21 protein-coding genes are annotated in these 25,821 nt (G+C 69.2%); 10 read left to right on the top strand and 11 right to left on the bottom strand.

Features of this window, described 5'->3' with window-relative positions:
- Positions 1-42: 42 nt before the first annotated feature.
- On the bottom strand, positions 43-846 hold the full coding sequence (locus tag NN2_RS18070) for a hypothetical protein (RefSeq protein ID WP_063015162.1): 804 nt from the start codon (positions 844-846) through the stop codon (positions 43-45).
- 17 nt (positions 847-863) lie between these two features.
- Positions 864-1,400 carry a lipoprotein LpqH gene (locus NN2_RS18065; RefSeq protein ID WP_030512959.1) on the bottom strand — a complete coding sequence of 179 codons (537 nt, stop codon included), beginning with the start codon at positions 1,398-1,400 and terminating at the stop codon, positions 864-866.
- 154 nt (positions 1,401-1,554) lie between these two features.
- Here NN2_RS18065 and NN2_RS18060 point away from each other — a divergent pair, with 154 nt between their 5' ends.
- From NN2_RS18060 to NN2_RS18045, 4 genes are read left to right on the top strand one after another with little or no spacing between them, the layout of a single operon-like run.
- Entirely contained in the window at positions 1,555-2,952 is a 1,398-nt protein-coding gene (locus NN2_RS18060) for a hypothetical protein (protein ID WP_063015160.1), read from the top strand.
- Positions 2,949-3,962, top strand: a complete 1,014-nt coding sequence (locus NN2_RS18055; RefSeq protein ID WP_063015158.1) for a hypothetical protein — start codon at positions 2,949-2,951, stop codon at positions 3,960-3,962. Before NN2_RS18060 ends, NN2_RS18055 begins: the two co-directional genes overlap by 4 nt.
- Entirely contained in the window at positions 3,962-5,482 is a 1,521-nt protein-coding gene (locus tag NN2_RS18050; RefSeq protein ID WP_063015156.1) for a tetratricopeptide repeat protein, read from the top strand. Before NN2_RS18055 ends, NN2_RS18050 begins: the two co-directional genes overlap by 1 nt.
- On the top strand, positions 5,479-6,750 hold the full coding sequence (locus NN2_RS18045; protein WP_063015154.1) for a CHAT domain-containing protein: 1,272 nt from the start codon (positions 5,479-5,481) through the stop codon (positions 6,748-6,750). The genes NN2_RS18050 and NN2_RS18045 overlap by 4 nt, the downstream gene beginning before the upstream one ends.
- Positions 6,751-6,854: 104 nt before the next feature.
- Here NN2_RS18045 and ilvC read toward each other — a convergent pair whose 3' ends face one another.
- From ilvC to NN2_RS18030, 3 genes are read right to left on the bottom strand one after another with little or no spacing between them, the layout of a single operon-like run.
- Positions 6,855-7,856, bottom strand: coding sequence for a ketol-acid reductoisomerase (ilvC, locus tag NN2_RS18040; protein WP_174372318.1), 1,002 nt, complete (start codon positions 7,854-7,856; stop codon positions 6,855-6,857).
- Positions 7,857-7,906: 50 nt separating this feature from the next.
- The gene (ilvN, locus tag NN2_RS18035; RefSeq protein ID WP_040720620.1) at positions 7,907-8,410 is read right to left on the bottom strand and encodes an acetolactate synthase small subunit; all 504 of its coding nucleotides are present in this window, start codon (positions 8,408-8,410) and stop codon (positions 7,907-7,909) included.
- A complete protein-coding gene (locus tag NN2_RS18030; protein ID WP_063015152.1) occupies positions 8,407-10,371 on the bottom strand; it encodes an acetolactate synthase large subunit in 1,965 nt (654 codons plus the stop codon). Before NN2_RS18030 ends, ilvN begins: the two co-directional genes overlap by 4 nt.
- Before the next feature lie 350 nt (positions 10,372-10,721).
- Between NN2_RS18030 and NN2_RS18025 the strand changes: the two genes are divergently transcribed.
- Positions 10,722-11,285 carry a PH domain-containing protein gene (locus tag NN2_RS18025; protein WP_245658754.1) on the top strand — a complete coding sequence of 188 codons (564 nt, stop codon included), beginning with the start codon at positions 10,722-10,724 and terminating at the stop codon, positions 11,283-11,285.
- A 470-nt stretch (positions 11,286-11,755) separates the two neighbouring features.
- Positions 11,756-13,597, top strand: coding sequence for a dihydroxy-acid dehydratase (gene ilvD, locus NN2_RS18020; protein ID WP_063015148.1), 1,842 nt, complete (start codon positions 11,756-11,758; stop codon positions 13,595-13,597).
- Between the two features lie 287 nt (positions 13,598-13,884).
- Here the strand turns inward: ilvD and NN2_RS18015 are convergent, their stop codons facing one another.
- The gene (locus NN2_RS18015; protein ID WP_082857064.1) at positions 13,885-14,325 is read right to left on the bottom strand and encodes a nuclear transport factor 2 family protein; all 441 of its coding nucleotides are present in this window, start codon (positions 14,323-14,325) and stop codon (positions 13,885-13,887) included.
- A gap of 3 nt (positions 14,326-14,328) precedes the next feature.
- Complete coding sequence (locus NN2_RS18010) at positions 14,329-15,300, bottom strand: DoxX family protein (protein WP_063015146.1); 972 nt, start codon at positions 15,298-15,300, stop codon at positions 14,329-14,331.
- A gap of 178 nt (positions 15,301-15,478) precedes the next feature.
- Here NN2_RS18010 and NN2_RS18005 point away from each other — a divergent pair, with 178 nt between their 5' ends.
- Positions 15,479-16,609 carry a PQQ-dependent sugar dehydrogenase gene (locus NN2_RS18005; RefSeq protein WP_030512947.1) on the top strand — a complete coding sequence of 377 codons (1,131 nt, stop codon included), beginning with the start codon at positions 15,479-15,481 and terminating at the stop codon, positions 16,607-16,609.
- A 55-nt stretch (positions 16,610-16,664) separates the two neighbouring features.
- Here NN2_RS18005 and gatB read toward each other — a convergent pair whose 3' ends face one another.
- From gatB to NN2_RS17985, 4 genes are all read right to left on the bottom strand, one after another.
- Positions 16,665-18,182: an Asp-tRNA(Asn)/Glu-tRNA(Gln) amidotransferase subunit GatB gene (gene gatB, locus NN2_RS18000; protein WP_369817611.1), complete on the bottom strand. Its 1,518-nt coding sequence runs from the start codon at positions 18,180-18,182 to the stop codon at positions 16,665-16,667.
- A gap of 93 nt (positions 18,183-18,275) precedes the next feature.
- Positions 18,276-20,768, bottom strand: a complete 2,493-nt coding sequence (locus tag NN2_RS17995; RefSeq protein WP_063015144.1) for an ABC transporter permease — start codon at positions 20,766-20,768, stop codon at positions 18,276-18,278.
- Complete coding sequence (locus tag NN2_RS17990; RefSeq protein WP_063015142.1) at positions 20,765-21,487, bottom strand: ABC transporter ATP-binding protein; 723 nt, start codon at positions 21,485-21,487, stop codon at positions 20,765-20,767. The genes NN2_RS17995 and NN2_RS17990 overlap by 4 nt, the downstream gene beginning before the upstream one ends.
- Positions 21,488-21,569: 82 nt before the next feature.
- The gene (locus tag NN2_RS17985; protein ID WP_051755193.1) at positions 21,570-21,890 is read right to left on the bottom strand and encodes a hypothetical protein; all 321 of its coding nucleotides are present in this window, start codon (positions 21,888-21,890) and stop codon (positions 21,570-21,572) included.
- Positions 21,891-22,073: 183 nt separating this feature from the next.
- Between NN2_RS17985 and NN2_RS17980 the strand changes: the two genes are divergently transcribed.
- From NN2_RS17980 to NN2_RS37235, 3 genes are all read left to right on the top strand, one after another.
- Positions 22,074-23,426, top strand: a complete 1,353-nt coding sequence (locus tag NN2_RS17980; RefSeq protein ID WP_063015140.1) for a sensor histidine kinase — start codon at positions 22,074-22,076, stop codon at positions 23,424-23,426.
- Between the two features lie 172 nt (positions 23,427-23,598).
- A complete protein-coding gene (locus NN2_RS17975; protein WP_063015195.1) occupies positions 23,599-24,252 on the top strand; it encodes a response regulator in 654 nt (217 codons plus the stop codon).
- Positions 24,253-24,318: 66 nt separating this feature from the next.
- Positions 24,319-25,821, top strand: a 1,503-nt coding sequence (locus NN2_RS37235) for a serine/threonine-protein kinase (RefSeq protein ID WP_156511365.1), incomplete at its 3' end; no start/stop codon positions are given.

Below are 25,821 nucleotides of genomic sequence, written 5' to 3'. Positions count from 1 at the left end.
CTCCGCAGCACTGGTTCTGCGAAGGGCGGCACACCCCGCGGCTCATGCGTTGAGCGGAATCGCGATGACGACCTCCTGCTCGTTCTCCGGCAGGTAGTGCACCTGCACGATCCGCCCTACCTGCACATTCGAGACGCTCGTCGGCGGGAGGAACTTCTCCGCGTGGGTGCTGAAGGTGCTGCCGTCGGGCCGGGTGACCGCGAGACCGAGGTCGATTTTCGCGTAGCCGTTGCGGATTTCGCCGGGCACCGACAGCGACTGCACGACCGCCTGCGCGGCGACGCCGCGGCCGGCGATATCGAGCTTGGCCCGCGTGGTCACTCCCTTGCGGATCATCGATTCGTTCATCGCCTGCTGCGCCGAGGCGCTGTCGCCGGATCGGTCGACTTCCACCTTGTCGGTCCGTCCGGGCAGATAGCGCACCGGAAGCACGACGCCGGGGCGCAGCAGCGCCAGTTCGGCGAGGGGCACGATCATCTTGGCGGCCGAGTCGAAGATCTCCCCCCGGGCGCCCTCGACGCTGAACTCGATGCGCAGCTGCGGCTGATCGTTCACGCTGACCCCCGTCTCGCGAACCGACTTGACGGTTCCCAGTCCGAGCAGGCCATCGCGGAACTCCGCGCTGTTGCGGCCGGTGAGCGCCGACAGCACGCCCTCGCCGGTGAACACGAAGACCATCACCACCGTGGTGAACGCGATGATCGGCAGTGCCAGAAAACCGTTGAGCCAAGCGGCGAAACCCGGTTCCCACGGACTGCCGGCTCGATAGGTGAGCCCGTGCCAGAGGTAGACGCCGACCGCGAAGACCTCGAATGCGACGACCCCGGCTCGTGCTGTGGTGCGCATGACGATTCCTCTCCTGCTCAGCCGTTGACGATGGTGGGGCAGGCGAAGGTGAGCTCGAACTTCGCGGTGGCGGGGCCGGCCATCGGGTTGGTCATATCCGGGGCGGCGACGCCCTCACCGGTGATCTTGTACGTCTTGCCGTCCTTGCTGACGGTGGCCGAGCCGCCGGGCTGGCCGTTGCCGAAGCCCACGGCATACGGCATACCGGAGGCGCCGCCCTTGCTGCCGCCGATGGCGACGGCCTGCACGGTGTCGCCGCCCGCGGTCAGCGTGGCGCTGACGGTCAGCCGACCGTAGGTGGAGTTGGCGGCATCGTTCAGTGCCAGTGCGAGGGTTCCGGCGTGCTGGGCGCAGGTGGTGTCGAAGTTCGCGCTCAGCGCCTTGCCGTCGACGAGGGCCGCCGACTTACCGCCCGAGGGGGCCTGGGTCGCGGGCGCCGCGGTGGTCGATGCCGGGGCGGCGGTGCCGGAGTCGTCGCCGCAGGCGCCGAGGGCCAGAGTGAGACCGGCGGCGGCGAGGGTGGCGGCGGCGATCCGGATCTGCTTGGTACGCATGGTGTTCGTTCCTTTGTTCTCGGTGAGTCCGGCCCTGTGACCGGGCCGTTGTTCACAAAGTAGGAACGGTTCGCCGCCTACCGATCCCAGGTTTCGGGCCCGGGCAGCGGCAGCGACGGTCGGTTAATCTGACCGAATGCGACGACCGCGCGCCATGGTGCTCGACGAGGTGTGGCGCGGTATCGAGGGCGTCGAGGCGCTCAGCGGCGCCCAGGGTGGACCGTTGCGCCGCACCGTGAAACTGATCCTCGACCCGCTGGTGATCCGGCCTGTCCAGCACCCCGCCTGCGCCGGGCCGATACTCACCGCGGACGGCGCCACGCTGCTCGCGGCCCGCGTCCATGCCGCCGCCGATGTCCTGCGCGCGACCGCGGCCTGGTTCACCCTCCTCAAGCAGGTCCGACGGGCATTGCGCATCACCGACGGCAATCCGCAGGACCTGTACTTCCAGCGCTGTTTCGAACTGGCGACGGTGTCCGGGGCACCGGATCCGGTACGCGATCGGCCCACCGCCACAGCCACATTGCACGACATCCATCACCTCACGGCCGGGCGCACCACGCAGGCGTTGAAGGACCATCTCACCGATCGGTCCACGGCCGGCGAACTCGCGGCGCTGATCGATACCGCGTGGCGCCGGCGACCGCATTCCGCGCCCGCGATCGGCGACCACACCACCGCCCTCGCCGCACTACTCGATTCGTGCGCCACCGCCCGAGCCGGAGATGCCGCCCGGCAACTGCGCACCCTGATCACGGAGCGAGCAGGGACGCACACAGGAATTGCACTGTGGCACAACACCTCTGAAGACTCGGCGCAGGAACTGGGCCTGACCGCGCACCGCCTGCCGGTCGCCCCCGCGCTCGGCACCGGGGCATCGACCGCGACACTGGCGCTGCCGTTCGACCGCACCATCTACGAACGCGTCTTCACGGTGCTGCAGGCCTCCACCGAGCGCTCGGACCTGCCCACGATCCCGGAACTGGTGACCGAGGAGATCGCCCGGAGTTGCGCGCCGTGGGCGTTGCTCGACGAATCACTTCGGGTGACAGCGGCAGCGGGAGTGGCACTGGCACGGGGCCTGGCACCTGTCACCGGAACCCGTGGGTCGCCCGAGAGCGAGCCGGTGGCCTCGAGCGGCGGCGACATGGAGTCGAAAAATCCTGCACGGCAAGGTGTTTCTGTTCTGCGCGGCAGCACCGCCGCGCATCGGGCGATCAACGGGAGGTGGCGCCGCGAGGCGTATGTACTGCAGGCACGCCGCCTCGCCGTGCACGACACCGGGGAGCCGTCCGATCCGCTCGCCGTGATCGCCGCCGAGCTTCGCCGTCCCTGGCGTTCGTATCTGCGGCGGCTGTGGGTTCGCCTGCACGGGCGCGATGTTCGCGGCGCATCCATGTCACCGACCGCGCCGGAGACAGCCGAGCTGTGGGATCTGCTCGACGGGGTCGCACGCTCGGTCATCCTCGATCACCGCGCCCGGGTACGGAAGGCACTGACCGCCAATTCCTTTGCAGGCATGGACGATTCGCTGGAATCGAGGGCCGGATGATGCCCGAGACCGTATTCCTGCACAGTGACGACGAGGTCGTCGTCATCTCACCGGCCGGTGCTCCCACTGTCCACGACGCGATGCCCGGACTCGATACGCTGGTGCTCGAGGTGATCGGCGGTCATCTGTCGTGGGTTTTGCTGTCCGAGCAGACAGTTCCGGCGGCGGTGCTGCACGATCCGGATGCCGCACAGGAGTGGCTGTGGGCCGTGTACGGCGAACCGGTGGCGCTCGCTGTCGCCGACGGCCGGTCGGGAGAGCTGCTCGCGACGCCAGCCCGTCCCGAATTGGCTGAGGCCGCACGGCAACTCGGCTATGCGCATTGGACCGCGCACTGGTGGCCCACCTCCACCATCGACGGCATTCCCGCGCTCGATTCCGAGGTGCTCGGCGGGGACATCGCGTCTCTCACCGAAGTCTGCGAATCGATCGTCGACGGGGCCGACGCACAACCGTCGCCGGTGGCTCCCTCGTTCGATGCGGCTGCGGCGCGCCGGCAGGACTATGCCTTGGCGGCCGGTCCCGCCGGTCCCGGGCGCACCGGATTGATGCTCGCCACCGGCACCTCGGGCTGGGATTGGCGCCGGTGTCCCCCGGGCGTGCTGGATGCCTCGGAATTCGCCGTCTCGTGGCGTCTGACCAGAGAGTCCGGCAGTACGTCGGTCGAGGTGCGCGCGGCGGCGGCGGCGCCGGACCTCGATGCCGCTCTGCCCGGGCATCTGTGGCCCCGGGCTCGCGTGGTGACCACCGCCGCGCCGACAGATTTCGGGCTGCAGCCGAACGGTGATACCTGGATCGGTGGGGCGCCCATCGACGCGGACAATGTTGTGCGCGTGGATATCTACGTGCCCGGCGTCGGGCCTGCCATCGGCGCGGCGGACAGTGGGTACGGCCCGGCACAGCGGCAGCGGATCAGGGAATTCGTCGTGGCGCGATTGCGCTCGCCCGATCGGTCCGGGCTGCTGCTCGAGGCCGAGCGCGTGGCCGCGGCATCGGATACGGACTTCTGATGGCCGACACTCCCCCGCCCGGCCTCGAACTGCTCCACGAGGGCGCCGCGGCCTACGCCCGCGGCGAGGTCACCGAGGCCCTGCGGATATTCGAGCACGCCGCACACACCACCACCGGCGGCGTCCGGGTCAGCGCTCTGGTCAATGCGGCGAGTATGCGCGACGAACTCGGCGACCACGCCGGCGCCATCACCGGATTCCGCGCCGCGCTCACCGAAATCCCCGGCGACGCGACGGAAAAGCGCGCATCCACACTCGTCAACTATTCGCAGGCACTGCAGCACGTGGGTGATCTCGACGCCGCGCACACGGCGTTGGAACAGGCGCGCGACCTCCTCACCGGCCACAGCGAACTGTCGACGTTGCAGGTCTCGTGCATGGTCTCGCTCACCGCCGTCGCGATGCATCGCAGTCAATGGGCGCGGGCGATCGAGCTGGCCACCGAATCACTCGAGTTCGCGACGCGCTCCGCGCCGCAGCTGCGCGGCTACCCGCTCGGCAATCTCGCGGCCGCCCACTTCGAATCCGGTCGCGGCGAGCTCGGGCTCGACTTCGCCCACCAGGCCCTCGCCGCATTCGAGGCGGCCGGCGACGGGAACGCGGCGGCCGAATCCCGGCAGACGCTCGCGATGATGTACGCCCGGCTGGGCCGCCCCGACGACGCCGAGCCACATCTTCGTGCCGCCCAGCAGTATGTCGAACGGGCCGGCCTCGGCTACCGCGCCGGACTGGGGCTGCAGCTGATGGGCTATCTCGCCGAACGGCACGGCGACCTCGATCACGTCGAACAGCTGTATCGCCGGGCGCTGACATCGTTCGAGCGATCCGGGGCCGCGCTCGAAACCGCCGGCGTTCGAATCCGTTTGGCGACATTGGATTTCGCGCACGGCCGAGTCGATGAGGGACAAGCACAGCTCGCGGCCGCGTACGAGATCTACGCCGTGCGCGGGCTCGGCCTGCAGTGCGCGCGGGTCGACTACTGGCATGCCGCGCTGTGGGAATCGCTCATCGGCGACATGGTCACGCCGCCGCCCGCGGAGGTACTCGCCCTCGCTCGGGATCTGGCCGTCACCTCCGCCATCGCCATCGACGCGGTGCGCTACAGCTTCACCAACGGAACCCAGCGGGAGCGGTGGAATCGTGAGATGGCCGCGCCCGCCGTGCGGCTGGCGTTCCGCTTCGCCTACCTGTGCGGTAACGGCGAGCTGATCGCCGATCTGGTCGAAACCGTCTGCGCTGGAACTTCTTTCGACAGCCATACCGCCGCCGACGGCGGACCGCCGCGGCTTCCGTTCGACCCGATACCGGCACCCGGCGACGAATTCGACAGTCCCGGCGCCGGTTCCCTGCAGCTGGGCTCGGCGCTGGCCCAGGTTGCCGCCGCGGCCGGGTTGCCCGTTGCGCCACCGCCACGGCTGTCGGTGTCCCCGGATGGTCACATCGCCTTGGACACCTACCTCACCGCCGCCGAACACCGGTACGGCCGGACCGTCCGGGAAGATCGGGTCCTGGCGATATGAACGAAGCACCCGGTGCGCGACCGACGGTGATCGTGCGGATGGCCGATGCGAGCGATCTGTACATGTCCTGGCGCTGGCTCGGGGATACCGCGAGCGCGGGTGTGGCCATGCTGCCCGGCGCCGACATCGACGTCGCGGTGCGCCGGCTCGCGGCGGGGCTGCCCGATCCGGCCCGTCCCGGCGGACTCGAACAAGCCCTCACCACTGGTGCTTTCGCCGATCGTGAATCGGAATACGCACTGGCGCAGGCACTCAGCCGTGCGTTGCTTCCACAGGCGCTCGCGATCCAACTGCACGACCTGCTCGTGCGCGGAATTCGCCCGCATATCCGGCTGCAGCCGTCACCGCGGGTCGCGCAGGTGCCGTGGGAGATCATCGCGCCCGATCCGGCCCTGCGGCTGATCGATATCGCGGATCTCAGCCTGCTCGCACCGGCGAGCATCGTCCACGCGCCCGGCCGCACCGCGCGCCGATGGGCCGACGACCGCGATATGCCGGTGGTCGCGGTGCTCGATCCGCGCGTGCCCGGATTCCGGGCCGATTCCGAGCTCGGTTCGGTGCTCGGGCGGATGAATTCCAGCTCACCACTCACCGAGCGGGTATCCGAATATGTTGCGCGACAGCGATTTCGACCGCTGACCGACGACCCGCTGCACGCCTTCCGGCGCACCGATCTCGACCGGGCCCGCCTGAGCGCGCTACTGCGGGACGGGGCCGCCCGGCTGGTCTACGTCGGCCATGTCACCGCCGAACGTCCGGAATCCGGTCTGAGCGAGAACGCCGGACTGCACCTCGCCTGCACCGCCGACACCACCGGTTTCGCCCGGCCGCTGCGCACGCATCGCCCGCTGTCGGCCAAGGATCTGCTGCTGGGCACTCATACGCTCGAGCCCGAACCCGTTGCGGGACCGCAACTCTGGCCGATTCCGAGCCGAGTCGCGCTGATCGCGTGCGAGAGCGGCGGCGACCTGCGCTTCACCGAGGCACTGGGCTTGGTCGCCGCGATGATCCACGGCGGCGCCGAACTGGTCACCGCCACCCGCTGGCCGCTGCCGACCGACCTGGCGTTCCAGCGGTTCGCGGGCGCCACCGCGACGCCGCTGCAGGATGTCATCTGCGCGGTCGACGAGGCGCACGAACAGGTCGAACCGGTTGCCGCCCTGGCGAATTGGCAGCGGGAGCGGCTCACCGCCTGGCGCGAGACCGGCGCCGTCGAGGAGTCACCGGTGTTGTGGGCGGCAGTGGCCACCGTGGACGCCGAGCGCTAGCAGCGACCGCCGAGACAGCACCGGGAACCGGCGCGGGCGAGCGGCCCTGCATACACGACGACCCGCCGGACACACTGCCCAGCGGGTCGTTCGGGTGTGAAACCTTACGCGGTTTCGGTGATCGGCCGGTCGACCCAGCTCATCAGGTCGCGCAGCTTCTTGCCGGTGACCTCGATCGGGTGCTCGGCGTTCTGCTTGCGCAGGCTCTCGAGCTCCTTGTTGCCGCCCTCGACGTTGGCGACCAGGCGCTTGACGAAGGTGCCGTCCTGGATGTCCTTGAGGATCGCCTTCATGCGCTCCTTGGTGTCGGCGTCGATGACCCGCGGGCCCGACAGGTAGCCACCGAACTCGGCGGTGTCGGAGACCGAGTAGTTCATGCGGGCGATGCCGCCCTCGTACATCAGGTCGACGATCAGCTTCAGCTCGTGCAGCACCTCGAAGTAGGCCATCTCCGGCGCGTAGCCGGCCTCGACCATAACCTCGAAACCGGTCTTGACCAGCTCTTCGGTACCACCGCAGAGGACAGCCTGCTCACCGAACAGGTCGGTCTCGGTCTCCTCCTTGAAGGTGGTCTTGATGACGCCGGCGCGGGTGCCGCCGATGCCCTTGGCGTAGGACAGCGCCAGGGCCTGGCCCTCACCCTTCGGGTCCTGGTCGATGGCGATCAGGGCCGGAACGCCCTTGCCGTCGACGAACTGGCGGCGCACCAGGTGGCCGGGGCCCTTGGGGGCGACCATGCCGATGGTGACGTTGGCCGGAGCCTTGATCAGGCCGAAGTGGATGTTGAGGCCGTGGCCGAAGAACAGGGCGTCGCCGTCCTTCAGGTTCGGCTCGATGTCCTCGGTGAAGATCTTGGCCTGCGCGGTGTCGGGGGCGAGCAGCATGATGACGTCCGCCCACTCCGAGACCTCGGCGGGGGTGCCGACGGTCAGGCCGGCCTCTTCGGCCTTGGCCCGCGACTTGGAGCCTTCCTTGAGGCCGATGCGCACCTCGACGCCGGAGTCACGCAGGCTCAGCGAGTGTGCGTGGCCCTGGGAGCCGTAGCCGATCACGGCGACCTTGCGGCCCTGGATGATCGACAGGTCGGCGTCGTCGTCGTAGAACATCTCGACTGCCACTGTGGTTGTGTCCCTTCGTTGATTCTTCTGAATAAGTGTTAGCGGGTCGCGGTGATGGACTTCGGCCCGCGGCCGACGGCCACCACGCCGGACTGCACGATCTCACGGATGCCGTACGGTTCCAGCATCCGCAGCAGCGCCTCGAGCTTGGACCGGGTGCCGGTCGCCTCGATGGTCAGCGCGTCGGGCGACACGTCGATGACCTTAGCCCGGAACAGGTTGGCCGATTCGATCACCTGGGTGCGCACGCTGGCATCGGCGCGCACCTTCACCAGGATCAGCTCGCGGGCGACCGAGGCGTCGGCGTCCTGCTCCACGATCTTGATGACGTTCACCAACTTGTTGAGCTGCTTGGTCACCTGTTCCAGCGGCAGATCCTCCACGGTGACGACGATGGTCATCCGCGAGATGTCCGGAACTTCGGTGCCACCCACGGCCAGGGATTCGATATTGAATCCACGCCGGGAGAACAGACTCGCCACCCGGGCCAGCACGCCGGGTTTGTCCTCCACCAGCACGCTGAGGGTATGGGTCGTGCTCACAGGTTGGTCTCCTTCTGCGAGGCCCGTTCGTGCGCCGCCAGGGTCGCCTTGTCGTGGGACATGGCCTCATGGATGACGGCCGGCTCGGAGGCCTGCTCGTCCTCGTCGAACAGCGGGCGAATGCCGCGCGCTGCCATGATCTCGTCGTTGGAGGTGCCGGCGGCGACCATCGGCCACACCTGCGCGTCCTTGCCGACGATGAAGTCGATCACCACGGGACGGTCGTTGATCGACTGCGCCTCGCGGATCGCGGCCTCGACGTCCTCTTCCTTCTCCACCCGGATGCCGTGGCAGCCCAGCGCTTCGGCGAGCTTCACGAAATCGGGGATGCGCAAGGTGTGGGTGCCCAGGTCGGTGTTGGAGTAGCGCTTCTCGTAGAACAGGGTCTGCCACTGCCGGACCATGCCCAGGTTGCCGTTGTTGATCAGCGCGACCTTGATCGGCACGCCCTCGACGGCACAGGTCGCGAGCTCCTGGTTGGTCATCTGGAAGCAGCCGTCACCGTCGACCGCCCACACCTCTTTGTCCGGCGCGCCCATCTTGGCGCCCATCGCCGCGGGCACGGCGTAGCCCATGGTGCCCAGACCACCGGAGTTCAGCCAGGTGCGCGGCTTCTCGTACTTGACGAACTGCGCGGCCCACATCTGGTGCTGGCCGACACCGGCCACATAGATGGCATCGGGCCCGGCCAGTCGGCCCAGGGTCTCGATGACGTACTCCGGCGACAGCGAGCCGTCGGAGGTGGGGCCGTAGCCGAGCGGGTACTGCTTGCGCACACCGTCGAGATAGGTCCACCAGGACTCCAGGTCCAGCAGCGGCGCCTCGGCGTTGGTGAAGGCCGGATCGGACTTCAGGGTCTCGATCAGTTCGGTGATGACCTCGCGGCAGTCACCCACGATCGGCACATCCGCGTGGCGGTTCTTGCCGATCTCGGCGGGGTCGATATCGGCGTGGATCACCTTCGCATGCGGGGCGAAGGAGTCCAGCTGGCCGGTGACGCGGTCGTCGAAGCGGGCGCCCAGCGTGATCAGCAGGTCCGACTTCTGCAGGGCCGCAACGGCTCCCACGGTGCCGTGCATACCGGGCATACCCATGTTGAGGGTGTGGCTGTCGGGGAACGCGCCGCGCGCCATCAGGGTGGTGACCACCGGGATGCCGGTGAGCTCGGCCAGTTCCAGCAGCTCCGGAGAGGCATCGGCCTTGATCACGCCGCCGCCGACGTAGAGCACGGGCGCCTTGGCCTCGGCGATCATCCGCGCGGCCTCACGCACCTGCTTGCCGTGCGGCTTGGTCACCGGGCGGTAGCCGGGCAGCCGCATCTCCGGCGGCCAGCTGAAGGTGGTCTGCGCCTGCAGGACATCCTTCGGGATGTCGACCAGCACCGCGCCCGGACGGCCCGACGAGGCCAGGTGGAACGCCTCGGCGATGATGCGCGGGATGTCGATGGCGTCGTTGACCAGGAAGTTGTGCTTGGTGCACGCCATGGTGATGCCGGAGATGTCGGCTTCCTGGAAGGCGTCGGTACCGATCAGGCCGCGGCCGACCTGTCCGGTGATCGCCACCAGCGGCACGGAATCCATCTGCGCGTCCGCGATCGGGGTGACGAGGTTGGTCGCACCCGGACCGGATGTGGCCATACACACACCGACCTTGCCGGTGGCCTGGGCATAACCGGTCGCAGCGTGACCGGCGCCCTGCTCGTGGCGGACCAGGACGTGACGCACGCGGGTGGAGTCGAAGAGCGGATCGTAGACGGGGAGAATCGCACCACCCGGAATGCCGAATACCGTGTCGACGCCGAGCTCCTCGAGGGAGCGGACGACGGACTGGGCGCCGGTCACCTTCTCGGGCGGGACCTGGCGGCGGTTTCCGATCGCGGCGGCAGCCGCGGGGGTCGGCTGGGAGGCCGAAGGCGCTGGCCTGCGGGCCGAGGGCCCGGGCCGTGCAGTTGGTGCGCTCACCGTCTTTTTCCTTACTGCTTGTCGTTCACCGCTTCGCTGTCACGCGGCGCCTGCGCGGCGCTCGAGCGATCTTCGAAGCCATGAACACAACTTGTCCGAACACAAAAAAGCCCCCGTCAGCCGATGGCTGAGCGAGGGTGGCGCGTCGCAGTTGCGAGCTGACGTAGTCGACCTCGAGTCGTCAGGCTCAGCGCTGGACGCGCCGGCCGATTACGAGAAGCTCGTTTCGATTCACGCGCTCGACGGTATGCGCGCGAGAGTCGATGAGTCAAATTACTTGACGTGCGGTGTCTCATTATGTGAGACGGGGCGGTTCGAGTGTCGCTTCACCATGATGCGAGGATGGGGGTGTGTCATCGCCGCAGCAGTCCGTGCCACCAGCTCAATCGTCCCACACCGCCGAGGGCGGAACCGATACGGGGCGTGTGATCCGTATCCCCCGGCTCGCGCATCTCGGGGTGTTCATTCTGCTGTTCTGCGCGGCGTTCCCGTTCTTCGGCTGGCCCGCGGTGCTGTGGATCCTGTTTCTCATCCCGGCCGCGGTCGCGTGGTGGGTGGAGCGGTCCCGCACCACGGTATCGGCGAGCGGACTCGACCTGCGCACGACCTTCGGCTCCCGGCACCTCGACTGGTCGCAGATCCAGGGACTGCGGATCCCCAAGCGCGGCTGGGTGCGAGCGCATCTGAGCGACGACTCCGAGGTGGCCCTGCCGGCGGTGAGCTACGACCGGCTGAAGGATCTGGTCGCGGCATCGGACGGGCGGATTCCGGATCCGTTCGCCCGGCCGGAGAAGAGCGCGGCGGACACGGAGGAGACGAGCGGCCAGAGCACCGGCGAGGCCACCGATTCCGGTGCCGCGGACAGCTCGTCGACCGAAGCCGCTGACAAGCCGGACACCTCCACGGAGGACTGAGCGGCCTCTCCCTCGAGTGGGATGTTTCACACTCTCCCGCCAACCTCGAACTCCGGGAACAAATTCGCGCTTTCGCGATGCTGCCCTGACTACGTCCCCACTCGGGGCGCAGTCGCCGCGATCATCGCGTCGCGGTGCGGGTCCGTGGTCGAGACCCCACCCGGTGACGGCCGCTCGGACCGGCTCGACGTGCGTCGTGCTGCCGCTCCACCCCGCGGCCGCACGACCACCCGCCTCCGGTGAGCACGCTCCGGTGGCGGGAGTAACGTTGAAGCGCCGAACAGACACTCTGCTCTTGCGAACAGGCACCTCTGCCGACGACACCACTCGCCGAAGAGACGCTCCGCACGGCGGCCGACCAGCCCTCGGCCCCGGCCCCGGCGACCCACCGGACGATGAGCACCGACGAGCAGAGCCCTGCCCGAGTAGAGCCGCTCCGGCCACCGCGCCGACCACCGAGGACCGAATTCATGCCACCGCTTCGCTCACGCACCACCACCGCCGGACGCAATGCCGCAGGCGCACGCGCACTCTGGCGGGCCACCGGCCTGACCGACTCCGATTTCGGTAAGCCGATCGTCGCGATCGCGAACTCCTACACCCAATTCGTGCCCGGCCACGTGCATCTGAAGGATGTCGGCGAGATCGTCGCCGACGCGGTGCGCGCCGCCGGTGGTGTGCCGCGCGAATTCCACACCATCGCTGTCGACGACGGGATCGCGATGGGTCACGGCGGCATGCTCTACTCGCTGCCCAGCCGCGAAATCATCGCGGACTCGGTCGAATACATGGTCAACGCGCACACCGCCGACGCGCTGGTGTGTATCTCCAACTGCGACAAGATCACTCCCGGCATGCTGAACGCCGCCATGCGGCTCGACATCCCGACCGTGTTCGTCTCCGGCGGTCCGATGGAGGCAGGCAAGGCCGTGGTCGTCGGCGGTGTGGCGCAGGCGCCGACCGATCTGATCACCGCGATCGCCGCCAGCGCCTCCACCGAGGTCAGCGACGAGGGGCTGAGCGAGGTCGAGCGCAGCGCCTGCCCGACCTGCGGTTCCTGTTCCGGCATGTTCACCGCGAACTCGATGAACTGCCTCACCGAGGCATTGGGCCTGGCACTGCCCGGCAACGGCTCCACCCTCGCCACCCACGCGGCGCGGCGCGCGCTGTTCGAGCGGGCAGGCCGCACCGTCGTCGAGATCGCTAACCGCTGGTACCGCGACGACGACGAATCCGTCCTGCCGCGAAACGTGGCCAACGCCAAGGCCTTCCGCAACGCGATGGCCCTCGACGTCGCGATGGGCGGTTCCACCAACACGGTGCTGCACACCCTGGCCGCCGCCCAGGAGGGCGAGATCGATTTCGACCTCGCCACCATCGACGAGATCTCGCGCCGGGTGCCCTGCCTGTCGAAGGTCTCCCCCAACTCCGACTACCACATGGAAGATGTGCACCGCGCCGGCGGCATTCCCGCCATCCTGGGCGAACTGCGCCGCGGCGGACTGCTGGAAACCGATGTGACCACCGTGCACACCGCCTCCTTCGACGAGTGGCTCGACACCTGGGACATCCGCTCCGGCAAGGCTTCCGACGAAGCGATCGAACTGTTCCACGCCGCGCCCGGCGGAGTGCGGACCACGGTGCCGTTCTCCACCGAGAACCGCTGGTCCTCGCTGGACACCGATGCCGAGGGCGGGTGCATTCGCGATATCGCGCACGCCTACACCGTCGAGGGCGGGCTGTGCGTGCTGCGGGGCAATATCGCCCTCGACGGCGCCATCCTGAAAACCGCCGGTATCGACGAGGACCTGTTCACCTTCGAAGGACCGGCCGTGGTGCTGGAATCCCAGGAAGACGCGGTCTCGGCGATCCTGGGCAAACAGATCACCCCCGGCGACGTCGTCGTGATCCGATACGAGGGCCCCGCCGGCGGCCCCGGTATGCAGGAGATGCTGCATCCCACCTCGTTCCTCAAGGGCCTCGGCCTGGGCAAGGTGTGCGCGCTGATCACCGACGGCCGCTTCTCCGGCGGCACCTCCGGCCTGTCCATCGGGCACATCTCCCCCGAGGCGGCCAGCGGCGGCGCCATCGGCCTGATCGAGAACGGCGACCGCATCCGCATCGACGTGCACACCCGCGCGCTCGAGCTGCTGGTCGACGACGAGGTGCTCGCCGAGCGCCGCGCCAAGATGGAGGCGCGGGAGCGGCCGTGGCAGCCGGTCCAGCGTGATCGGCCGATCACCACCGCGCTGCGCGCGTACGCCGCATTGGCAACCTCCGCCGACAAAGGTGCCGTCCGCCGCGTGCCGTGACCGCCTCTCCGGGCCTCTGCGTGCCGTTGGGCGCGCGGAGGGTTGGGCGTCGGTCTTACGTCAGGTGACCGGCTGAGTTCTGGACGTACCCGGTGAGTTACCCATGTGCGTACGAGGTCAGTTGTCGCCTCAGATGAAAGATCAGGACACCTATACGAAAGGCCGCTCCTCTGTCGCGGGGGCGGCCTTTCTGTCTGATGTGGGGGTGTGGGTAGCTGTCGAGTGCGCGAAACGGCCGCTCCCCAACGGAGCGGCCGTTTCCGTTCGAACATCAATGGCGCGCGGAGTTATCTGCGCAGGTGGTGGCTCACGTCGCCGATGAGGTCCATGGTGACCGCGCGTTGCGCGAATGCCCACTGTCCGGCGGGGCGGTGGAAGCGGTCGTCGTAGCGGCCGCTGACGATGGGTTGCAGCGGTAGGTCGGGGGCGGCCTGCAGGACGGTGAAGTAGGACCTGCCGGTCGCGGTGTCCTCGGCCTCGTCGACCTCGATCACCAGGTTGGTGACCAGGTGTTTCGTGCGAGGAGTGCCGTCGTCGTAGCGGATCACGGTGCCGGACAACATCTTTTCCACGGCGGCACTGCCCTCGATCATTCCGGCGCTGGACCCGAAGGAGCCCGTGGCGAACAGGGCGCCGACACCTGCGAAATCGCCCTGGTCGACCAGGAGGGCGTAGTCGGCGATCAGGCGTTCGATCGCTCGGTAACTCGGTATTGCGGAATCAGGCACGGTTCAGAAGATTCCCACGAACGGGTTGCCGCCGTGCAGGAAAATCCACCCAGCGGCCGCTGCGCCGAGCGCCAGGACCAGGCAGACGAACGAACCCCACGACGGGCGGACGGCCCAGCCGCGGTTGCGGTCGAACGACAGGCGGCCGGGGCCGGTGAGGATCAGCGACGCCGCCGCGCCGGCGAGGATCGACTCCAATTCGACCGGGCGGTACTGGAAGTCGGGAGCCATGCCCTGCTTCCACAGCCACGCGGTCGAGATCGACGCCAGGACGGCACCGGCCGCGAGCGGAGTGGCCAGACCGAGGATGATCAGCGCGCCGCCGCCGACCTCGGACACGGTGAGCATCGCGGTGGACAGCTCGATGTGCTTCCAGCCGCCCTGCTCGAGCATGTGCCGGGTGCCGTCGAGACCGGGGCCGTGGAACCAGCCCGCCAGCTTCTGCAGGCCGTGGTAGAGGAAGGTGAGGCCGACGGTCAGGCGCAGGCCCAGCAGACCCAGATCCAGTGTGCCGCGGCGGTATTCGCGCGGGCGGCGCAGCCGCTCGGTTTCGCCGTTGGCCCGCGCGGGCGGGATCGTGGCGAAGGCGTAGGTGGGCGCTTCCGAGGCGGCCGGCTCGGCGCCAGGCGGCACGGTGTCGGGGTGCTCGGTGCCGGCATGTTCGGTGCCGGGGTGCTCGGTGCCGGGGTGCTCGGTGCCGGGATGCGCTGCGCTCGCGGCGGTAGCTCCGGCGGCTGCGGCGCCCGTGGGCTGCGTCCTCTTCGTGGCGCCCGTGTGCTCGGCACCCGCGGACGGTACGTCCGGGTCCAGGCCGAGATCGTCCTCGGTCCGCGGAACCTCCTTGCCCACCGCGGGTTTCACCGAGGGGAATTCGCCGGTCGGATTGTCGTAGGGGCTGCCCGCCGTCGGTCCGGAGCCCGACGGCCGCCCCGACGGCTGATTCGATTCCGGTGTTTGATTCGGCTTGTCCGTCACGGGCACAGAGTATGACGCCAAACGCGTGGGCGCGTGGTCTGTTCCCGGCGTGTCAGCCCCGCCCGGCCGGTTCCGCGGCGCGCCTCGCCAGCACGAACCGTAGCCGCCGGGACAGCCCGCGCGGTGTGGTCCGGACCCCTGCGAGCGCGCGCGGCGGTATTTCCGTAACGTTTGGGCAATGAGTGTGGTTGTCGTCGGTCGTGTCGCGTCGATCCTCGCCGTCACCGCCGGCCTGGTGGTCGGCTGTGCTCGCTTCGACGATTCCGCGTCCAAACCGTTCACTCCCGCGCCCACCATCGAACCCGAGGGGCAGGGCCCGACCAGCGAACCGAAGACTCCGCCGCCGACCGGGCAGCGTCCCACCGGGCCGTGTATCGATCCCGATCCCGCGGTCGTGGTGTCGTGCCTGGACACCACCGGCGGGCTGACGGTCCTGCCGGACGGGCAGCAGGCGCTGGTCACCGAACGCACCACCGGCCGCATCCTGAAGGTCACCGCCGTCGATCCGAGCCAGGCGCCACCGCAGCCGCTCGAGGTCACCCGCGTCGATGTCGACGCGGCCGGCGACGGCGGGCTCAGCGATGTCGCGCTCTCACCTAGCTACGGCGAGGACGGCCTGGTCTACGCCTACATCACCACCGCCTCGGACAATCGCGTCGTCCGTATCGGCGCGGGCGGCGATCCGAAGCCGATTCTCACCGGAATTCCCAAGGGCGCCAACGGAAACCACGGCTCGCTCGCTTTCGTCTCACCGACCAAACTGGCGGTGCTGACCGGCGACGCCGGCAATCCGGGTGCGGCGAACGACCCCGGATCGCTGGCGGGCAAATTGCTCGAGATCGACGATCCGGCGCCGGGTAACGCGAATCCGAAGGTGGTCGCGTCCGGCATCGGCACCGCGGGCGGGGTGTGCCCCGACCACAAGGACACCATCTGGTTCACCGACCGCACCGCCACCGAGGACCGGCTGCAGCGCCTGGGACCCGACGGCGCCGTCGCCACGGCGTGGACCTGGCCGGACAAGCCGGGTGCGGGCGGCTGCGCGGCCGCCGTGGACGGCGTGGCGATCTCGATGTCGGGCGCCAAGGCGCTGGCCTTCGCCGACGCCGATCCGACCACGCACGCGGTGACCACCGCCCCGACGATGGTGGCGCAGGACAAATACGGCTCGCTCGGGGGCGCCGCGCTGGGCGGCGACGGCAACGTCTGGGTGGGTACGGTCAACAAACCCGCCGCCGCGGGACCGCTGGACGACCGCATCGTGCGCATCCCACCGCCCAAGGGCGGCGCGGGCGGCGGACCGGACTAGGCGCACACAGACGAATGCCCGGCCCCACCGGACCGGGCATTCGACACCGTCACACTCAGGCAGCGCCGCAGGCGGCGAGCACCAGTTCGCGGACGCGGGCGGCGTCGGCCTGGCCCCGGGTGGCCTTCATGACGTCGCCGACGATCTTGCCGGCGGCCTGGACCTTGCCGGAGCGGATCTTGTCGGCGATGTCCGGGTTGGCGGCCAGGGCCTTGTCGACCTCGGTCTGGAGGGCGGAGTCGTCGGACACCATGCCCAGCCCCTTGGCCTCGACGATCTGTCCCGGATCGCCCTCACCGGCCAGCACGAAGTCGACGACCTGGCGGGCCACCTTGGAGTTGATGGTCTTGGCGTCGACCAGCGCGACCACCTCGGCGACCTGCTTCGGCGTGATCGGCAGATCCTCGAGCGCCACCTCGCGCTCCTTGGCCTGCTCGGTGAGGTAGTTGACCCACCAGGCGCGGGCGGCGTCGACCGTGGTGCCGGCGTCGACGGTGGCGATGATCAGATCCAGCGCACCGGCGTTGATCAGATCGCGGAACACCTCGTCGGACAGACCCCATTCGGCCTGGATGCGGGCGCGGCGCAGCCACGGGTATTCGGGGATGGTGCCGCGCAACTTCTCGACCCAGTCGGCGTCCGGGGCGATCGGCTCGAGGTCCGGCTCGGGGAAGTAGCGGTAATCCTCGGCGGTTTCCTTGACGCGGCCCGGGGAGGTGGAGCCGTCGCCCTCGTGGAAGTGGCGGGTCTCCTGGATCACGGTGCCGCCGGAGCTGAGCACCGCGCCCTGGCGGCGCATCTCGTAGCGCACCGCGACCTCGACGCTACGCAGCGAGTTCACGTTCTTGGTCTCGGTGCGCGTGCCGAATACCTCGGCGCCCTTGGCCATCAGCGACACGTTGGCGTCGCAGCGCAGCGAACCCTGCTCCATCTTGACGTCGGAGACGTCGAGCGCCTTCAGCAGATCGCGCAGTGCGGTGACGTAGGCGCGGGCCACCTCGGGGGCGCGTTCACCGGCGCCGGTGATCGGCTTGGTGACGATCTCGATCAGCGGCACGCCGGCCCGGTTGTAGTCCAGCAGCGAATGGCTCGCGCCGTGGATACGGCCGGTGGCGCCGCCCACGTGCAGGGACTTACCGGTGTCCTCCTCCATGTGGGCACGTTCGATGTCGACCCGGAAGACCGAGCCGTCGTCGAGCACCACATCCAGGTAGCCGTCGGTGGCGATCGGCTCGTCGTACTGACTGATCTGGTAGTTCTTCGGCTGATCCGGGTAGAAGTAGTTCTTGCGCGCGAACCGGCCCCACGGGGTGATCGAGCAGTTCAGCGCCAGGCCGATGCGGATCGCCGACTCGACGGCCTGCTGGTTGACCACCGGCAGCGAACCCGGCAGGCCCAGACATACCGGGCAGACCTGGGTGTTCGGCTCGGCACCGAAGGCCGTCGGGCACCCGCAGAACATCTTGGTTTCGGTGCCCAGTTCGACGTGCACCTCCATGCCCAGCACCGGCTCGTACCGGTCGATGACGTCGGCATAGTCCATCAAGTCCACCGTGGGTGCAGTCATGTCCATCAGTTTATGTAAGGGTGCCGACGACGCTGCGCCGACCCGGAATCGGAGCAGTCCCACGCGCCCGGCCGCGTGGGACTTCCCCTCCTGACACGATCAGTCGACGGCGATGGCCTCGACGATCGGCATGCGGGCCGCGCGCAGCGACGGCGGAATCGAGCCGAGCAGGGCCAGGACCAGCGCGGCGACGGCGTAGACCAGCAGCATCGGGCTCGGGCGGTACACCACGTCGATGGTCATCGCGTGACCCATCGCCACGGTGGCCAGATACTGCACGGCCGCGCCGGTCACCAAACCCAGTGCGGCACCGGCCAATCCGATACCGGCGGCCTCGGTCAGCACCGTGCGCAACAGGAATCGGCGGCTGGTGCCCATGGCGCGCAGCACGCCGAGTTCGCGGCGGCGTTCCAGGACCGACAGCATCAGCGTATTCAGCAGCGCCGCGGTCGAAACCAGCACCACGATCCACAGAATCGAACCGGACAGCGACGTACCCTGCTGCACCCCTCGAGATACCGCCGCGAGCGCCTGAGCGCCGGTGTCCACGTGCAGGGCGGGCGGCACCACCGCGCGGATCGCGTCGATCACATGGGCTTTGTCGACGCCGGGCGCGAAGTTGACGCCGAGGATCGTCTCTCCCGGGCGGTCGTACCACTGCCGCAGGACGTCCAGATCCATGAGCACGATGCCCGACAGCGCCGAGAAGTACGGGATCACCCGCAGGACCCGCACGGAATGGACGCCCGTCGGCGTGGGCAGCTCGAGCTGCGCGCCCTCGCCGACATCCAGCGAGCGCGCCACGTCGCGCGAGAGCACGACGCCCTCGCCGGTCGACATCCGTTGCGACACATCGGGTCCCAGATCGGCGAGGACCGACGACCGGATATTGGGCTGATAGGCCTGCAGCATCACCCGATCGCTGCCGACGGTGGCGAAGGCCATCTGCGCCGAGCCCACGTCGGCGACGCCGGGAACCCGGCGCACGGTTTCCTTCAGATCCGGCGGAAGGATCGGCCCCGTGGGGAATTCGGCCAGCGAGGTGGGGCTGATGTAGGCGTCGCGGCGACCCAGATCGGAGAACGAGTCCGTGGCCGAATCGACCAGATTGCTCGACGCCCCGCCCATCGCGACGGTCGCGGTGACGCCGATCATCACCGTCATCGCCGTGGCCCACACGCGTCGCGGAGCTCGTTCGATGGTGGTGGCTCCCAGGGCTCCGGGCGCGCCGAAGATCCGGGCGACCCCGGCCGCCAGGCGCACGATCGGCCCCATCGCGGCGAAACACAGGCCGACCGCGCCCGCGATGGACAGCGAGATCGCGGCGAGCGAGGCCCGGCCCAGATCGGCGCGCGCGATGACGACGGCGCCGCCGACCATGGCCAGGCCACCCACCAGCGCACCCCAGCGCAACCACGGCCCGACCGAATCGGCCTTCGACACCCCCACCGGCGCCAGCGCCTCGATGGGCTGAACCTTGTAGACCTGGCGGGCGGCGATCGACGCGGCGGCGACGCTGGCCAGCACGCAGGCCGCGATCGCGAACGGAATCGCGTAGCCGGGCACCATGTATTCGGTGCGGGTATCCACCGCCGCCACCATGGCCGAGGGAATCGTGTCGATCGACATGCGCCCGGCGAAGATCCCGACCACCGAACCGATCGCGCCGCCGATCAATCCGATGACGGCCGCCTCCACGACCAGATCACGCACCATCGGACGCCGCCGTCCGCCGATCGCGCGCAGCAGCGACAGCGTCGGGCGGCGTTGGGCCACCGCCATACTCATCGCGTTGTAGATCAGGAAGCCCGAAACGATCAGCGCCGCGGCCGAGGCCATCGTGGTGGAGAAGCGCACGAGCTGGATCGCGCCGCTCGCCTGCGCGGTGCGCAAGCTCGGATCGGCCACGACGGCACGGCCGTTCACCAGTGCGGTCAGCGCCGAACGCAGTTGCCCCACATCGGTTCCCGGCTTCGGCACGATCTGGACGGAGTCGACCATGCCCGCCCGGCCGGCGAGTTGCTGGGCGACAGGCAGGGTGGCGATGACGATGTGCCCGCTGTTGAGTCTGTGCGAGGTGGCGTCGTCGAGCACTCCGGCCACGGTCACCTGCTGGTTGCCCAGCGTGAAGGTCTCGCCCTCGTGCCGGCCCAGCCCCGCGCCGACGAGGACTCCGCCCGGCACCGACAGCAGTTTCGCCGCCTGCCCGCTCAGCGCCCCGTTCAGATCACTGCCGAGCGCCGACACCGACGCGTCGGCGCCGATGAGCAGCGTGCGGTCGGCAGGGTTGCCGACCCCGGCGCGGATCATCGGCACCGCCGCCTCGACTCCGGGGACCGCGCGCACCTGCGGCACCAGGTCCTGCCCGAATCCGCTCTCGGTGACGCCGGAGATCTCGAGTTGCGCCTTCCCGCCCAGCGCCGAGGTCAGCCGATCCACCGAACCGGTCACCGAACCGGAGATGCTGAGCACCGCCACCAGCAGCCCCGCCGATACCCCCATGACCGCCATCGACATGGCGGTGCGGCCCTTGTGGGTGAACAGCTCTCCGATGTTGAACAGCCGCAACCGATCCCAGCCGGCTGTGATCACGCGCGCACCACCTCGTCGCCGTCGCGAACCTCGCCGCGGCGCGCGGACACCAGCTCGTTGGAACCGATTCGCCCGTCCCGCAGCGTGATCACGCGATCGCAGTATTCGACGGCGCCCATGTCGTGGGTGACCATCACCACCGAATTGCCCGCGCCGCAGATGTCGCCGAGCAGTTCCAGAATGGCGGCGCCGGTCTTGGAATCCAGATTGCCGGTGGGCTCGTCGGCCAGGATCAGCGGCGGATCCATGATCAGCGCGCGAGCGACGGCCACCCGCTGCATCTGACCGCCGGACAGTTCCGCGGGGCGATGCTCGGCGCGATCGGACAGGCCCACGCGGTCGAGCAGTTCCAGCGCCCGCGGCTTGGCCTTGCGCAATCCGGTGCCGTCCAGCAGTTTCGGCACCGCGACGTTCTCCCACGCCGAGAGCGTCGGCAGCAGGTTGAAGAACTGGAAGACGAAACCCACGCGGTGGCGGCGGAACTCGGATTGCCGGTTGTCGTCGAGGGAGCCGATCTCGTCGCCCTGGAAGGTGATGGAACCCGAATCCGGTGAATCCAATGCGCCGAGCAGATGCAGCAGGGTGCTCTTACCGGATCCGGACGGGCCGATGATCGAGGTGAATTCCCCCGCCTCGATGCGCAGACTGATGGTGTCGAGAGCGCGAACCCGCTGTTCACCCACCCGGTATTCCTTGACGACGTCGGTCAATTCCAACATGGCGGTCGTCCCACCCTCTTTCTGCTGTCGGTTGCGGTGACGGCGCGGGTTCGACTGCGCCGCAACCGGGTCGGATCGTCGCTCAGCGTGCCAGGGCCGGCTCGCGATGCCAATGCCGGACCTCGTGCGCGTCGAGTACGGCACGCAGTACGGGTTGTTCCGCGGCCAGTTCCAGGTAGGCCTCGCCCGGCGACTGGCCCTGCAGCTGGGCCTGGTCGAGTTTGGCGTGCAGATGGTTGTCCCACCGATACCGCAGGGCGGCAAGCACTCCGGCGGGTCCGCCGAAGAGCCGATCGCAGTCGGGCAGGTCGTAGAACAGTCCCGGGGTGGCCGGATCGACGGCCGCGCGGGCGAGCACCTCGTGCAGGATGTCGGTACGAGCGTGCTGGTCTTGCCAAGTCATCGCACCCATCTCCTCGGGCCGGGTGTCCGGGCCTTTCGCCGGACACTGTGCGACTCACGCTACGGACGCCGCCCGGCGGATACGTCGTGCCGCAGACGAGACTTCGGGTCCTACCACGGTAGGAGCGCGGGCCCTTTCCGGGAACGATGCAGCGACCACCCGTCGGCGACTAGCCTGACTGTTATGGACCTGACCAGCGCAGACGACCGTGCGGAGGTATTGCCGCGCGCGCCGCGGCGCCCGGGCCGGACCCGCCTGGCACTGGGGCGGGTCGCGCGTCGTCTCCTGGACCTCGTGCACGATCCGGCCGGTACGCTGCGGCGGCGGGTCGAGGAGATGTCCTACGGCTATCCCGTCTCGGTGGTCGTCACCGCGGATATCGCGGTCGTGGTGGCGGCGGTCGCGGCCGCGGCGCTGCGCAGCCAGTACTTCTCGACCGGGGTGCCCTTCCTCGCGGTGGCGCTGTTGTTCGCCTGCTATCCGCTGCTGTTCTTGTTCGACCTGCCGCCGAAACCGGCCGTGTTCGGCCTGTCCGCGCTCACCGCCCAGGCGCTGTTCCTGCTGCAGCCGGTCTCACCCGATTGTTCTCCGCTGGTGTTGACCGTGATGGTCGGGATGATCGGGGCGATCGCGCCGAAACGGGTCAGCCTGTTCTGGATGATCGCCGCCGTCGCGGAGATCGTCGTCTTCTACGCCCTGGGCTCCGCCGAACTGGTGCAGGTGTACGTGGTCGCGATCGTGCTGGGCTGGATGGTCGGCCTGATGTTGCAATTCCAGCGGCAGTCACTCGATCAGGAGCGCGAGAATCAGGCGATTCGCTCCGCGCAGGCGGCCGACGACGAACGCCGCCGGATCGCCCGCGAGGTCCACGACGTGATCGCCCACTCCCTGAGCGTCACGCTGCTGCACCTGACCGCGGCCCGGCACGCACTGGAGACCGATCGCGATGTCGACGAGGCCATCGACGCACTCGGCGATGCCGAACGCCTCGGCCGCCAGGCGATGGCCGATATCCGGCACACCGTCGGCCTGCTCGATCAGCGCCCGTCCGCGATGACGCCCGAACCGGGTCTCGAGGACATCGCCGACCTGGTCGCCGATTTCGTCGGCGCCGGGCTGTCGGTGACCTACCACCTCACCGGCGACACCGCGGCGGTGTCCGCGTCGACGGGTCTGGCGCTGTACCGGATCAGTCAGGAATCGCTGTCGAATATCGCCAAGCACGCGCCGGGTGCGCAAGCGTCCCTCGATATCGCCGTGACCCCCGCCGAAGTGACCGTGCGCGTGCGCAATACGCTGCCGCAGGGCCCGGCGCCGCGCACCGGCCGCGGAATGGGGATCAACGGCATGCGTCAGCGCACGGCGACCCTGAACGGCAATCTGTCGGCCGGCCGATCGGGCGAGTACTGGCAGGTGCGCGCCCGCATCCCGCTCGCTCCCGACGAGGTGTGCCCGGTGAGCGGACTCGACGATCCCCTGACGAAGGTGCGTGACGCGATCACCTCGCTCACCCGCAAACGCCAGGAGGAGCGGTGAGACATGCCGGCGCGTCCGCCAACCCGTCCGACCGGGTGCGGGTGTCCCGCAGGGCACCGGGATCGGTGAGACATACCCGCGCCGACCGGGTGCGGGTGTCCCGTAGAACGCAGGAGGGCACGTGAATCCGGGTCAGAGTCCGCTCACCGACACCGATACCGCGACCACCACCGTGCTCGTCGTCGACGACCAGGAACTCGTGCGCGGTGGACTGCGACGGATCCTGCGCCGCCGCGACGGCTTCGTGGTCACCGAATGCGGCGACGGTGACGAGGTGCCGGCCGCCTTGGCCGAATACCGGCCGGACGTGGTGCTGATGGATCTGCGGATGAAGCGGATCGGCGGCATCGACGCGACCCGGCGGCTGCGGACCCGCGCGGACGCGCCGCCGGTGCTGGTGCTCACGACCTTCGACGACGACCATCTGCTCTCCGGTGCGCTGCGGGCAGGCGCGGCGGGCTTCATCCTCAAGGACTCCCCCGCCGAGGATCTGATCCGGGCGGTGCGCACCGTGGCCGAGGGCGGCTCCTGGCTCGATCCGTCCGTCACCGGCCGGGTGCTGTCGGCCTACCGGACGGCGCGGCCGGTCCCCACCGACACTCGCTCCCGCATGGCGGAGCTCACCGCTCGCGAACTCGAGGTGCTCAAACTGATCGGCCGCGGGCGGGTCAACTCCGAGATCGCCGGCGAACTCGGCATCTCCGAAGTAACGGTAAAGAGCCACGTCGGACACATTTTCGGCAAGCTAGGGTTACGAGACAGGGCGGCCGCGATCGTCTTCGCGTTTGACCACGGCGTGGTCGCACCCGGAGAATCGGCGTTCTGAGGGGCAGGCAACCCGGTGCGGCGCCGGGCAGGTTGGCCACCTTGCCCAGGAGTTGGAGGTTCACCGGTGGAAGTGCCGAGGTCACGGGTCGGCACCAGATTCGGCCCGTACGAGGTGCGCTCGCTGCTCGGTCGCGGTGGTATGGGCGAGGTGTACGAGGCGTTCGATACCGGTAGGGATCGCGTCGTCGCGCTCAAGATCCTGCCCGAACAGCTCGCGCAAGACGCGACGTATCAGGAACGCTTCCGCCGCGAATCGCAGGCGGCGGCCCGGCTGGCCGAACCGCACATCATCCCGATTCACGACTGGGGTGAGACCGGCGGCTCCCTGTTCCTGGATATGCGCCTGGTGCGCGGCGAGAACCTGCGCACGCTGCTGCGCCGGCAGGGAAAGCTCGATGCCGACCGCGCGGTGGCGATCGTCGAGCAAGTGGCCGCCGCACTGGATGCGGCACACGCCGCGGGGCTGGTCCATCGGGACGTCAAGCCCGGCAACATCCTCGTCACCCCGGCCGATTTCGCGTATCTCACCGATTTCGGCATCGCCCGCGACGAGGGCGACAACCCGCACACCACGGGCAGCCACGCCGCCGGTTCCTACACCTATATGGCGCCGGAGCGATTCGACTCGGGGCCCGTGACCGCCCGTGCCGACATCTATTCGCTGGCCTGCGTCCTGCACGAATGCCTGACCGGCGCGACGCCCTTCCCGGCCGAGAGCGTCAGTGTGCTGATCCGGTCGCATCTGTCGGAACCGCCCCCGCGTGCCAGCGCCGCGCGGGCCGGCGTGCCCGAGGCCATCGACGGGGTGATCGCGCGCGCAATGGCGAAGGCGCCGGCGGACCGGTATCAGACCGCCGGACAGTTCGCAGCCGCCGCGCGCGCCGCGCTGGGACTGGGCGGACGGATGCCCGCCGAGTCGAGTACCGCGGGGACGCCGTTCGATTCCGGGACGCCGAAGGTCTTCGGCGCGGAATTGCTCGCGAACACCCCGCGCGGCGGGGACACGCCCTCCGGCCCCAGCCCGGTGGACGTGGCGGCGGCGCGGGACAACGACTACCGCCGCACGCCGGAACCGACGACGTTCCAGCCGTTCGGACCGGACGGACCGACGATTGCGGCAAACTTCCAGCCACGCGGCCCCGTCGCCGCCGGTGACACCGCCGCGAGCGCAGCTGCTGACACGGCCAATGCCGGTGCCGCGCAGCCTGTTTCAGCAGCCGCATCGGCAGGCGCCCCGGCTCCGAACGACGCGGCCGGTGCGGACCGGGCCGCCGGCACCGACGCCCCCGCGGCCACGTCGCGCGCGTACGAGACCACGGGCACGCTGCGCATCATCCCGCCGCCGAGCAAGGACGAGCGCGATACGTCCGGCGATCTGCCGGTCATCCGCCCCGCCGATCCGACGCTGGTCGAACCGGGCGAGTTCCACTTCACGCTGACCGCCGAAACCCCTGCGGCGGAGCCGAAACCGACGACCTTGCAGAGCCTGCCGATGCGCAAGCCACCCGCGTCGGGCGCGGCAGGATCGGCACGGCCGGCCGCAGAACCAGTCGTGCCGCGCGCGGCC

This window comes from Nocardia nova NBRC 15556, from assembly GCF_001613005.1.
In the GTDB taxonomy this organism is placed as follows: domain Bacteria; phylum Actinomycetota; class Actinomycetes; order Mycobacteriales; family Mycobacteriaceae; genus Nocardia; species Nocardia nova.
Note: the sequence above shows the minus strand (reverse complement) of the source record. Positions and strands in the feature narration are given on the sequence as shown.